Origin of the sequence: Vibrio sinaloensis DSM 21326, from assembly GCF_000189275.1 — a bacterium.
Taxonomy (GTDB): Bacteria; Pseudomonadota; Gammaproteobacteria; order Enterobacterales; family Vibrionaceae; genus Vibrio; species Vibrio sinaloensis.
Genome location: NZ_AEVT01000132.1, coordinates 16852 through 29434 on the forward strand (window position 1 = coordinate 16852; position 12583 = coordinate 29434).

Genomic DNA, 12583 nt, shown 5'->3' on the forward strand with positions numbered 1-12583 from the left:
GAGGTAGAGTAGAGGTACCATTTTTAGGCGAGCAAAACGACGAAAGGCCGCTATAAAAGCGACCTTTCTATGTATGGTACCGGTGGGCGGACTTGAACCGCCACGCCCGAAGGCAACGGATTTTGAATCCGTCGTGTATACCAATTTCACCACACCGGCATCTCGGGGCTGTGCCCTCTGATGTGATGCATTATACGTATGCTAACTATCGAAGCAAGAAGAAAAGCCTTAATAAACCATCGTTTGCTGATTATTTCGCCATAAAGTGTGACCATACAGCATCCCTGACCAAACGGAAGGCAAAATTATTCTGTTTACCTCTTAACGACGGTTGATAGTAATATCCGATACGTAGCCATTTCCCGCGGATGAAAGCGCCTCACGCATCATTGTCGCGGCGTCTTCGACTGTCATGAAACTGCTGGTATCAAGCGGCTTTCCGCTGGTATGCCAGAACTCGGTTGCCATCCCTCCGGGATAAACCGCAATAATGTTCATTGGCTTTCCCTTTAGCTCTAAACGAACTGACTCAACCAATCCTTTCACTGCCCACTTAACGGCACAATAAGTTGATTCCTGTGCTTTGGGTTGCTGAGCCGCTGTCGACATTACCATCACAAAGTTAATCGGCTTATCTTGATAACGAATAACCGATTCACGTAACACGGTAATGGCGCTGGTGACATTATTTTCTATCAGCTGAGAGATCTGCTCAGGTTGCTGATCACCGAGTAAGCCAAAGTAACCACTGCCCGCACAATGGATGATCATTTCTGGGGAATCATCTAAGGCATCAAACAAGCGAGAAACTGAAGGATAGGATGTCAGATCACAAGTGAGCTGTTGCGAGCGGTTAGATAAACCCTTTGCAACCGCATTTAACTTATCTTGACTGCGTCCAGTCAAGAATGTCGCCTTACCATCCGCATCATATTGCGCGGCAAGCTGCGCTCCCAATCCACTACTTGCTCCCGTAATTACTATCATCTCGTTACTCTTTTGCTCTTGATTTGAGTAAGAGGGTTCATAAGCCCCCTTACTTAACACATACTGCCTTTATAACGCAGTTGGTTTTAATCTCAGTCATCAATTAGGCAGTCTGTGCGCACGGTCTCTTTTCAGATTAGAATCGAAGCTTTATTCTTTCGCCTAATTTTGATTTTGGTAAGTAGGTTTTATGTCAGCCACAGACTCTTTGCCACCAGCGGGGCTCTTTCGTCGCTTAGGTGCACTTTTTTATGATGGGCTCATTATTGTCGCGGTGGAAATGATGGCAGCGGGCATTGTGATAGCGGTTTTGCATGCGTTAATGGCGATGGGACTGTTTGATGTTGCGGGCTATGCGGACGTGAGTGATTTCTTGACTAACCACCCAGTCTGGAGCCCAGTCTACACCGCTTACTTGGCGTTTGTATGGATTTATTTCTTCGTCTTCTTCTGGACCCGTGCAGGTCAAACCCTGGGAATGCGGGCTTGGAAACTGCACCTACGAGCTAACGACGGCTCACCAATTACGACAACTCAAGCCTTGATTCGAGTTGCGACGTCGGGCTTTGGTCTGGCCAATCTTACCGTGCCTATTGATCCTAAAAAACGCGGCTTCCATGATATCTGGGCAAAAACCGAAGTGGTGGTATTACCCAAAGCCAATTAAGCATTGGTGAAAAACGTAAAAAGGAAGGCTTGCCTTCCTTTTTACGTTATCGCTGGTTAATCAACTTTTAACTCTTTTAGCATAGCTTCTGGAAGCGCCAAATCATCGTTTTTGTTGACCGCAATCCCTGAATCAATGATCGCTTGAGCAATCTGTTTTGCCTCCTCAAGAGAGTGCATTGCAGCAGTACCACACTGGTACTCATTCAGTTCAGGGATCTTATTTTGACTTTCCACTTTTAGCACATCTTGCATCGCCGCAAGCCATGCATCCGCCACTTGAGGTTCTTGAGGTGTGCCAATCAAACTCATGTAAAAACCTGTGCGGCAGCCCATTGGTGAAATATCGATAATTTCTACACTCTCGCCATTCAGATGATTACGCATAAAACCTGCGTACAAATGCTCCAGTGTATGGATACCTTTCTCTGAAAGAATGTCTTTATTTGGTGCAGTAAAACGCAGGTCGAAAACCGTAATGGTATCGCCTTTAGGGGTCGTCATGGTTTTCGCCACACGTACAGCAGGTGCATTCATACGCGTGTGATCTACTGTAAAGCTATCTAATAACGGCATTGTCCTTCTCCTCTCAAGCTAGTATTAGAAAAACCAGCTTCGGTTATTTTCCAGTTCTTGTCGGCACTGCTTAAGTTGCCAACCGTAATCCTTTGCTTGCTGCTCAACCTTGCGAGCAACCTTTAATAAGCTCGGCTTAGATTGATACGATTTACGCTTATAACCACCTCGACCTTCATGGTAAGCCAAGTATTGGTTATACGGGTCCCATTTCGATACACCAAGTTGCTTTTGCGTTTCGCTAGTATACCAACCAATGAACATCAGAGAATCAGAGAAGTTGGATCTTGAGCCTCCATGGTTGGTCGCTTTTTGAAAGTCTTCCCAGGCTGGGTCTTGAGCTTGAGCATACCCGTATGCACTACTCACTCTGCCCCACGGAATAAAACCTAATAGGTAATCTTTGGGAGGACGAGCATCATGGCGATAGCTACTTTCTTGCTTAACGAATGCCATCGCAATTTGGATTGGCGTCCCCCACTCTTCTTGCATATCAACAGCATCGTCATACCAAGCCGGTTTCTCTCGAAAAATTTCGCACAGATTGGAGTGATTTTTTGGCGGAGCCGTCGCACAGCCCGCCAAAGTCACTGCAGAAAGAAGTATTGCTAACGTCCTTGTCACTTGAGAACCTTATGCATTGAGGTACGCAAAGTAATCAGCAAGAAATGCATCAAAATCGAGCTCATCCGCAGCTTCCACATCAGCTTGAGCACGAACGGAACGCTCCACTTCTTGCTCCATTAACGCAGCATTATAGGTTCGGTATTGATGATTAAGGTGCTGTTGACGGTAGCGTTGACCAAACTCACAGCCGACTTTGCCCAAACCACCGAGACGCTTGGTATCAGCAAGCAATTGGCCAGATACTGTCAGCTCTGGGTTGTCTATCCACTCCAACAACTTAAAGCACACGGCTTGGTACTCATTTCCACCATGTGCTGCGTCCATAAGCTCAGCTATCTGCGTCAATTCAACAAACACGCGCTTAGCCCAGTCTTGGAGGCTTAAGACTTCACCTTTGCAGCCAATTTGCAGCTCGAGGCCCGGTTTTCGACCTTCAGCGATCACTTTATTCCAGTTTTCACGCCAGCAAGCTTGCTCACAGTAGTCCATATCTTCCGAGTCGCTTAATGCCGCCCATGCTAAAAATAGATCTAAGAAACGCACTTGCTCTGCATTGATACCGACCGAACTGTATGGGTTAACGTCCAATGAGCGCACTTCAATGTATTCCACACCACCACGAGCCAACGCTTCAGAAGGTTTTTCTCCGGATTTCGCAACGCGCTTTGGACGAATCGGCGCATACAGTTCATTCTCAATTTGCAGCACATTGCTATTAAGCTGATGATATTCACCATTCACCTTAACCCCGATCTCTGCAAACTCTTCAGATGGCGTTCGAATCGCAGTATTGAGTCCATCAAGGTACTCTTCCAGGCTATTGAAACCGATCTTCAACGCACTTTGTGCACTGTTGGTATATCCCAGGTCACTCAAGCGTAATGACGTTGCATGAGGGAGGTACAAGGTTCCGCCGATCTTCTCAAACGGTAGCTTTGTCTCACGCCCTTGGATGAATGAGCCGCACAAAGCGGGTGACGCACCAAAGAAGTAAGGAATCAGCCAACCAAAACGGTAGTAATTGCGGATTAGGCCAAAGTACGCTTGAGATTTACTCTCTTGACGCTGCTGTTCATCTTGCTGACCATACAGCTGATCCCAAAACGACTCAGGGAATGAGAAGTTGAAGTGCACACCAGAGATGATCTGCATCAGGCTACCGTAACGGCGCTTTAGACCTTCACGGTAAAGGGTTTTCATCTTGCCAGAATTCGAAGAGCCATACTGAGCTAAATTGATGTCATCTTCACTTCCGACATAACAAGGCATCGATAGCGGCCACATTTTCTCTTCACCCAACTTGGTTTGAGTAAAATGATGAATGTCTTCTAACTGAGCAGTCAGAGTATCAATATCTTGAGAAACAGGCGTGATAAACTCAAGCAACGATTCAGAAAAGTCGGTGGTTATCCAGTTATTCGCATAAGCAGACCCCAATGCCTTTGGATGTGGCGTGGTCGCAAGGTGCCCATCTTGATGGTAGCGAAGCGTTTCGCGTTCGACACCGCGGCCAAAGGATTTAAATACTTCTGGGTTTCGTGCAACTCGCTCAAGTCGCGCAGCAAATTCAGTCAAAATGAGGTTCGCTTATATCAAGGGTTCAGCGACAGCCAAACCGGTCAAGTAATTTATAAAGAGTGACAGTAGTCACTCTTTTTCTTTGCTCTATGTTATGTGTACTCTAGCGGATGATTTCAAGCTCTTCTATCGGGATTTGCAAACTTTCTAATTGCGGTTTTAGCGATTTTGCGTCTCCAACAACAATGATTTGGTAATCATCTGGACTAAACCATTTCCCAGACAACTTATCCAACGTCGACTTATCAACTGTTTCAACGATTTCGTTACGTTGCTTCAAATAATCTTCATCCAGGCTGTACGCTAGAATACTACTTAACAACTGAGCTTTCTGTGAAGGTGTTTCATACTTCAGTGCATCTTGTTGACCGACGGCCAAGCGTAAAAATTTCATCTCATCGTCGGTCATACCAGAAACACTGTACTCATTGAGCTCATTCTCAAACTCGCGAATCGACGCTAATGTCGAATCAGCACGAACCTGAGCCGAGAACACTATCGCTCCGACTTCTCGGTTTGCTGCTAGATAACCACTAGCACCATAGGTATAGCCTTTATCTTCACGCAGGTTTTGATTGAGTCGACTATTGAAGTTTCCTGCTAGATTGAAATTCGCCAACTGAGTCAGGTAAGTCTCCCCGGTGGCATCAAAAGGTAAGCCTTGGCGAACGAACCGAACAATGCTTTGCGGAGCTCCGGGTTTATCAACAAGATAAATTCTCTGCTCTTGTGGTGCTTTGACAACTTGAGGGCGCAACAGAGGAGCCTCTTCACCTTGCCAATTTTCAATAAAGCCAAGCGCCTTTTTTGCTTGTCGTTTAGAGAGATCACCTACAACCACAATTTGTGCTCCTTGAGGCGTGTAGTGGGTGTGATAAAACTCTTTTACATCCTCAAGGGTTAACGACTGCACCGATGCCTGAGTGCCGTCATTCGGTCTTTGGTAGATAGAGCCTGAAAACAGAACTTGGCGTGTCGCTTGCGAGGCAAGCCAACTTGGTTTTTGATGTTGGTAAACAATGCCTTCCAACATCTGACGCTTGTTGCGATCAAAATCTTCCTGCTTAAATGCCGGCTCAAATAAGATCTCTTCAACCAAAGCTAAAGTTTGTGGCAGGTTTTTCTCTAAACTCGACACAGAAATACTGGTGGTATAGTTGGCTGCATCAATCGATACCGAACTGCCCAACTTATCCAACTCTGCTTGCAGTTGTTCAACGCTCGATTTTAGCGTTCCTTCTTGCATCATCGTCGCGGTAAGATTGGCTAACCCCTCTTTTCCTTTTGCGACATAACGCTCGCCTGCTGGGAAACGAATATTCAACTGTACCGTCGGTGTTTCATCACTCACGGTGCCAAGCAGCTCTGCACCATTATCAAAGTACAGGCTATACAGTTTAGGCATCTGAGCTTTAACGCCTTCGGCAACTTGAGGGGTAATCGAGCGATCAAAGCTATCCACCGGACGACGATACTCTAGATCTGACTCTTGCACTTTCGCATACTCAGGAAGCGTACGCGCAGGCGTTTCAAACGTGGCAGGTTTGACCGCAAACTCGGTTTTTCCTCGTGGTACCACGCTAAGCGTCACTTTAGCGTGACCATTCACGTAGTCTTTATACGCTTTCATAACCGACTGCGGTGACACCGCGCGAATCTGCTCTAACTGCGTCTGTAAACGATCGGGCTGGTTATAAAACGTCTGGTTAGAAGCGAGCTGAGAGACCTTGCCTCGAACACTTTGCAAAGCAAACACGGCATCAGCTTCAGCCATGCCCGTGATTTGGTCCAAACGCGCCTGATCAACGCCCTTGGCTTCAAATTCATTCAAGGTTTGCATCAATTCCTGATATAGAGGTTTCAATTGGCCGCTGTCACCGGAAGGTGCCATCGCATACACGTAAAAATTACACGCAAGTTCAGCGCAGTCTTGAAACGCACCAGCATCCACCGCCTTTTGAGTTTTGACCAACTTCTGGTAGAGCAAACTGTTGGCACCGCTACCTAATACATTTGCCAGAGCATTGAGTGAAGCTTGAGTCTCTTCACCGCGGTACGTGGTCGGCCACCCCACGACGACCATCGGCTGCTGAATACGATCTTCAAGCGTGATATACCGATCTCCCTCTAGCTTCGCCGGCTGTTTTGGCGCGCTTTCAACCGCTGGTCCAGTTGGAATGGATCCAAAGTATTTGTTCACCCATTCTAAGGTTTGATCCACATCGAGATCACCACCAATGGTCAAAACGGCGTTGTTAGGTCCATACCAGCGCAAGAAGAAGGCTTTAAGATCATTCACATCAACTCGATCTAGATCTTCGACGTAGCCAATAGTTTGCCATGAGTAAGGATGACCTTCAGGGTACATGGCTTCACCAATCTTCTCCCACATCAAACCATAAGGGCGGTTATCGTAGTTCTGCGCTCGCTCGTTTTTGACTGTATCACGCTGAATTTCAAACTTACGCTGTGAGACAGCATCAAGCAAAAAGCCCATCCGGTCAGATTCTAGCCAGAGCATCTTCTCTAATTGGTTAGAGGGCACGGTTTCAAAATAGTTAGTGCGATCTCGGTTAGTGGTACCGTTTAATGTGCCACCGGCTTCGGTAATGATCTTAAAGTGCTCTTGATCACCGACATGCTCACTACCTTGGAACATCATATGCTCAAAGAAATGGGCGAAACCAGATTTGCCAATCTCTTCCCGTGCTGAGCCGACATGATAGGTAACATCGACATGCACAAGAGGATCCGAATGATCCGGTGAAAGTATAACCGTTAAGCCATTGTCTAATTGATACTTAGAATAAGGAATGCTTGCCTTACCCGGTTGCGTGTCCACCTGTTCAATTAAAGTGATGCCTTCCGGTAAAGACGAAAAAAGTGAGACTGAAGGTATAGAGCTGTTTGAACAGCCGTAAAGAGCGACGAGAGAAAATGCACCAAGCCAGATTTTTCTCATGACTTCCCCTTAGAAAAAACCATAATAAAGTGCAGCAAGTAAGCTGTATCGGAAAGCTTTGCCAATTAAGACAAGCCAGAAACAAGGCCAGAAACGCATACGCAACCAACCTGCTGCAAGACAAAGTGGATCGCCAATCACAGGCAACCAACTGAAAAAGAGTGACCAGTAGCCGTATTTACTCAACCACTGTAAAGCTTTATGACCATGCTTTTCGTTTTGAGTTCGATTTGGTAACCACCAACCCAGCCAATAATTCGTTAAGCCACCTAGGGTATTTCCCAAAGTGGCGACAACAATGATAACTGTGGTGGAATATTGATTTAAGCTTAAGGTCGCAATTAGGCCTGCCTCAGAGCCACCCGGTAATAGGGTTGCACTGAGAAACCCAGTGATAAACAGCACCCAGAGTGCAGAATCAGAAAACCATAATGCGATAGATTGAAAGGCAGCGTTAAACGCCTCTAGCATTGCATATCAAGCAAAACCTTGCCTCGTGTGTGTCCTGTCTCAATTTGTTCGTGTGCTTGTGCTACTTGATTCATCGGATATGTTTTGTAAATTTCTGTTTTGAGTAAGCCAACACCGACCATGTAAAGCAGCGCATCTAATTGTTCAGGGTTAGGGTCAACCAACATACCTGTCGCATCAAAACCGAGTAACTTGGCCTTTTCACAAATTAACTCGGCACTTAATGTCGGTACAGTGACCACTTTAGCACCGTCTTTCAAGCACTTAAGTGCATCTAAGGCGGCATCCCCACCGACCAAGTCAATCAAAACATCAGCTTCTTCAACTCGCTCGGAAACAGGTGCAAACTGGTAATTGATCGCGTGCGCGCCCAAGGTCGCCATGTAATCGAGATTCGCTTCACTGCAAGTGGTAAACACTTCTGCTTTTGCCGCAACCGCTACCTGAATAGCAATATGACCGACGCCCCCTGCCCCTGCGAGAATCAACACTCGGTCGCCTTCTTTAACCGCAGCTTTATCGAGTGCCTGCACAGCAGTTTGACCGGCAAGCGGTAACGCGGCCGCCGCTTCTAGAGTTATAGAATCGGGCACTAAACTGAGCTCAGCTTCCGGCACACACAAGTATTGACTGTATCCACCGCCTTGTAGTGGAAAACCAATAAAACCAGCCACATTATCACCCACGGTAAAACGCGCGCTGTTATCACCGCAACCTACCACTTCGCCAGCAATGTCATAGCCAGGAACCCAAGGTAAATTATCTTTGTTTTCTGAGGCAGCCCAGCCAAGTCCGGCACGAGTTTTAACATCAATAGGGTTCACGCCAGCAAACGCCACTTTAACAAGTACTTCACCAGCTTTCGGTTCAGGAATGGCAGACGATTGAATCACCAATACATCAGGTTGACCAAATTGAGAGATTGCGATTTGTTTGTTTTCCATTTCTTCATTTCCCTATCGATAGCAAAAAGGGATGCTAGAGCATCCCTTTGAATATATACCATTTATTGCTATCAAGTTAACCGATCGGTTTCAAATTAACCAACAACTTACCTGATTTCATCATTAACCCACCAGTGCGAGCAAAATACCTGCCGCTACTGCAGAGCCAAGAACACCTGCTACGTTCGGCCCCATGGCATGCATCAACAAGAAGTTTTGTGGGTTAGCATCAAGGCCAACCTTATTCACCACTCGTGCCGCCATTGGCACAGCAGAAACACCCGCCGCACCAATCAGTGGGTTGATGTCTTCTTTGGAGAACTTGTTGAGCAGCTTAGCCATTAAAACGCCCCCTGCGGTACCAATACTAAAGGCAACCGCGCCAAGCGCTAAGATACCTAGAGTTTCGACATTCAGGAACTCTTCGGCTTGAAGCTTGGAACCAACGCCAAGGCCAAGGAAGATGGTAACGATGTTAATCAATTCGTTTTGAGCCGTCTTAGACAGACGATCAACCACACCAGCTTCTCGCATTAGGTTACCCAAGCAGAACATACCGACAAGAGGTGTTGCTGAAGGTAAGAACAAAATGGTCATCAATAGTACTGCCAATGGAAAAAGGATCTTCTCCCCTTTGCCGACATGGCGCAGTTGAGCCATTTGCACTTTACGTTCTTCTGGAGTAGTCAGCGCTTTCATGATTGGTGGCTGAATAATCGGTACCAACGCCATGTAGCTGTATGCCGCCACCGCAATCGCACCTAGCAGATCAGGCGAAAGCTGACTTGCTAAGAAGATAGCGGTAGGGCCATCTGCACCACCGATGATAGCAATCGAGGCCGCATCTGGCATGCTAAACTCCATACCGGGTACGTAGTTAAGCAAGATCGCACCAAACAGAGTCGCGAAAATACCAAACTGGGCCGCTGCCCCGAGCCACAAGGTCTTAGGGTTCGCAATCAAGGCACCAAAATCCGTCATGGCCCCGACACCCATAAAGATAAGCAGTGGGAAGATCCCCGATTCAATACCAACGTAGTAAACGTAGTAAAGAAGACCGCCTTCTTCGGTAAAGCCTGCGTTAGGAATGTTAGCTAAGATTGCACCAAAACCAATCGGCAGAAGCAGTAATGGCTCAAAGCCTTTACGAATAGCCAAAAACAGCAGCGTACAACCTACCAAGATCATACAGATCTGGCCAAACTCGAAGTTAGCAATCCCTGTTTCAGACCAAAGGGTCATTAATCCTTCCATGGTACTCCCTTACGCTAAGCTAATCAGGGGCGCACCCACTGTAACTGAATCACCTTCTTTGACGTGGAGATCTTGAACGATACCACCACGTGCAGCACGAACTTCGGTTTCCATCTTCATTGCTTCAAGAATCAGTAACACGTCGCCCTCAGCAACCTGAGCGCCACTTTGTACATTAACCTTAAAGATATTGCCTGCCAGCGGCGCTGGTACAACTTCAGAATTACCTGCAGGAGCAGCCGGCGCTGGTGCCGCCTGTGGCGCAGCCTGAGCAGGAGAAACGGACGTCAACTGACCTTGCGGACCAACTTCAACATCGTAAACTTGACCATCTACCTTCACGCTGTACGTCTCGATTCCACCTTGAGCTGGTTGCGCGACAGGCGCAGAAGCAGGGGCTTCTTCTAACCAAGGAGCAGGTTCGAACGCATCAGGATTTCTGCGGTTCTTGAGGAATTTAAGGCCAACCTGAGGGAACAACGCATAAGTAAGCACATCATCAACCGTATCCTCAGCCAGAGAAATGCCCTCTTCTTTTGCTTTAGCGAGTAAATCGTCGGTCAAGGTATCCATTTCAGCTTCTAGTAAGTCCGCTGGGCGACAAGTAATCGCCTCTCCACCATCCAGTACTTTAGCTTGTAGCTCTGCATTCACCTCAGCAGGAGCGGCGCCGTACTCGCCCTTCAGAACCCCGGCCGTCTCTTTCGTAATACTCTTGTAGCGCTCACCGGTAAGAACGTTGATCACTGCTTGAGTACCCACGATCTGGGAAGTTGGCGTCACTAATGGGATATAACCAAGATCTTGACGTACGCGTGGGATCTCTTCCAACACTTGATCAAGCTTATCGGCAGCACCTTGCTCTTTCAGTTGACCTTCCATATTGGTCAACATACCACCTGGTACTTGAGCGATTAAAATACGAGAATCAACCCCTTTCAATTGACCTTCAAACTTCGCGTACTTCTTGCGAACTTCACGGAAATAAGCAGCAATTGGTTCGATTTGGTCTAGCTTCAGGTTGGTATCACGCTCTGTTCCCTGCAGCATAGCCACAACCGTTTCCGTTGGCGTGTGCCCATATGTGCAGCTCATAGACGAAATCGCGGTATCTAAAATATCGACACCTGCTTCAACAGCTTTTACTGCCGTTGCAGTGGATAGACCCGTTGTAGCATGACAATGAAGCGCTAAAGGAATATCGGTAGAAGATTTGATGCGAGTAATTAACTCTTCCGCTTCATAGGGTTTAAGCAAACCAGACATGTCTTTAATACACAAAGAGTGACAGCCGAGATCTTCCAATCGCTTCGCTAGGTCAACCCAAGTGTCGGTGTTATGAACCGGGCTGGTTGTATAAGACAGCGTGCCTTGAGCATGCGCGCCCACATCTACCGCTGCCTTCACTGCTTTTTCAAAGTTACGTACATCGTTCATTGCATCAAAGATACGGAATACATCCATACCATTGGCATGCGCACGTTCAACAAACTTCTCAACAACGTCATCTGCGTAGTGGCGATAACCTAGCAAGTTTTGACCACGCAGTAGCATCTGCATTGGGGTGTTAGGCATCGCTTTTTTCAGTTCTCGTAGGCGCTCCCATGGATCTTCGCCCAAGAAACGAATACACGCATCAAACGTGGCACCGCCCCAAGTTTCAAGAGACCAGTAACCTACTTTATCCAGCTCTGCTGCGATAGGTAACATATCTTCAAGACGCATACGAGTCGCAAACAGCGATTGATGGGCGTCACGAAGAACCACGTCGGTTAAAGCTAGTGGTTTAGACATGCTCATTAACTCCTTTTAATCCATTCAAATGCTACTTAGCAGTAGAGGTACGATATTGATGTACCGCAGCAGAAATCGCCGCTACTACCTTCGGGCTAACAGCAGAAGAGGTTGGTTGAACTTTATTATTTTGGTTTGGGGTTGCGATCGGCTCTGGTACTTCTTCGGGTACCAACTTTGACATTAGCCGAACGAGATAGACAAGAATAGTGAGGAATAGAAACACAACGACCATGCCGGTAAGCATTAACGTCGCTGCATCTACTAGCAGGCTTCCAATATTATCCATTTTTGCATCCTTTCTTTGTCATCCTGACATAGAGCTTTAGGCAGATAGCGAGGACTTCATGTCCAAAACCACCTAAAAGTGACCAGTTATTGACTGGATTTCTTTGTTCAGGACGAACGATGTGATCCCGACAAGAAGTCTAGGATTATCTCGATTGGTTAAACTTTGTCAATTTTGTTTAAAGCAGTCTTGATGATAATGCACATATCTAAGGGTTAATACGTCATACAAATCACATAAATCTGCAATATCAGGTTAAATAAGGATAAATAACTGTCGATTTCTAGACGTTATTTCAAATTCAATAGGATTACTGCGATAGGGTTAATGTTTCCAAAAAAACTCTTTGTAAAACATTAAGTTGTATATCTAAAGTTAAAGAAATGATAATGAAATGTTAATAAAAAAGCCCTGCTATTTCTAGCAGGGCTTTTC

The 12583-nt window shown here is 46.5% G+C and carries 11 protein-coding genes and 1 tRNA gene; 1 reads left to right on the top strand and 11 read right to left on the bottom strand.

The window, feature by feature from the left end; genetic code table 11:
• Positions 1 to 74: 74 nt before the first annotated feature.
• Positions 75 to 159: transfer RNA gene (locus RH45_RS22590), tRNA-Leu, on the bottom strand.
• Between the two features lie 162 nt (positions 160 to 321).
• A complete protein-coding gene (locus RH45_RS22595) occupies positions 322 to 987 on the bottom strand; it encodes an SDR family NAD(P)-dependent oxidoreductase (protein WP_008081871.1) in 666 nt (221 codons plus the stop codon).
• 190 nt (positions 988 to 1177) lie between these two features.
• Here RH45_RS22595 and RH45_RS22600 point away from each other — a divergent pair, with 190 nt between their 5' ends.
• On the top strand, positions 1178 to 1654 hold the full coding sequence (locus RH45_RS22600) for an RDD family protein (RefSeq protein WP_008081873.1): 477 nt from the start codon (positions 1178 to 1180) through the stop codon (positions 1652 to 1654).
• Positions 1655 to 1710: 56 nt separating this feature from the next.
• On the opposite strand, the gene luxS is transcribed toward RH45_RS22600, so the two are convergent.
• From luxS to RH45_RS22645, 9 genes are all read right to left on the bottom strand, one after another.
• The gene (gene luxS / locus RH45_RS22605) at positions 1711 to 2229 is read right to left on the bottom strand and encodes an S-ribosylhomocysteine lyase (protein WP_008081874.1); all 519 of its coding nucleotides are present in this window, start codon (positions 2227 to 2229) and stop codon (positions 1711 to 1713) included.
• A gap of 24 nt (positions 2230 to 2253) precedes the next feature.
• Positions 2254 to 2853: a transglycosylase SLT domain-containing protein gene (locus RH45_RS22610; protein WP_039959142.1), complete on the bottom strand. Its 600-nt coding sequence runs from the start codon at positions 2851 to 2853 to the stop codon at positions 2254 to 2256.
• A gap of 9 nt (positions 2854 to 2862) precedes the next feature.
• The gene (gene gshA / locus RH45_RS22615) at positions 2863 to 4431 is read right to left on the bottom strand and encodes a glutamate--cysteine ligase (RefSeq protein WP_008081876.1); all 1569 of its coding nucleotides are present in this window, start codon (positions 4429 to 4431) and stop codon (positions 2863 to 2865) included.
• 106 nt (positions 4432 to 4537) lie between these two features.
• Complete coding sequence (locus RH45_RS22620) at positions 4538 to 7396, bottom strand: M16 family metallopeptidase (protein WP_008081877.1); 2859 nt, start codon at positions 7394 to 7396, stop codon at positions 4538 to 4540.
• A gap of 9 nt (positions 7397 to 7405) precedes the next feature.
• Complete coding sequence (locus tag RH45_RS22625) at positions 7406 to 7867, bottom strand: YqaA family protein (protein WP_008081879.1); 462 nt, start codon at positions 7865 to 7867, stop codon at positions 7406 to 7408.
• Positions 7861 to 8811 (bottom strand): NADP-dependent oxidoreductase, encoded by a 951-nt coding sequence (locus RH45_RS22630; protein WP_008081880.1) that lies wholly within the window; start codon positions 8809 to 8811, stop codon positions 7861 to 7863. Before RH45_RS22630 ends, RH45_RS22625 begins: the two co-directional genes overlap by 7 nt.
• Positions 8812 to 8934: 123 nt before the next feature.
• Positions 8935 to 10065 (bottom strand): sodium ion-translocating decarboxylase subunit beta, encoded by a 1131-nt coding sequence (locus tag RH45_RS22635; RefSeq protein WP_039959145.1) that lies wholly within the window; start codon positions 10063 to 10065, stop codon positions 8935 to 8937.
• A 9-nt stretch (positions 10066 to 10074) separates the two neighbouring features.
• Entirely contained in the window at positions 10075 to 11859 is a 1785-nt protein-coding gene (gene oadA / locus RH45_RS22640) for a sodium-extruding oxaloacetate decarboxylase subunit alpha (protein ID WP_008081882.1), read from the bottom strand.
• Between the two features lie 31 nt (positions 11860 to 11890).
• Positions 11891 to 12148 (bottom strand): oxaloacetate decarboxylase subunit gamma, encoded by a 258-nt coding sequence (locus tag RH45_RS22645; RefSeq protein ID WP_008081883.1) that lies wholly within the window; start codon positions 12146 to 12148, stop codon positions 11891 to 11893.
• Positions 12149 to 12583 lie beyond the last annotated feature (435 nt).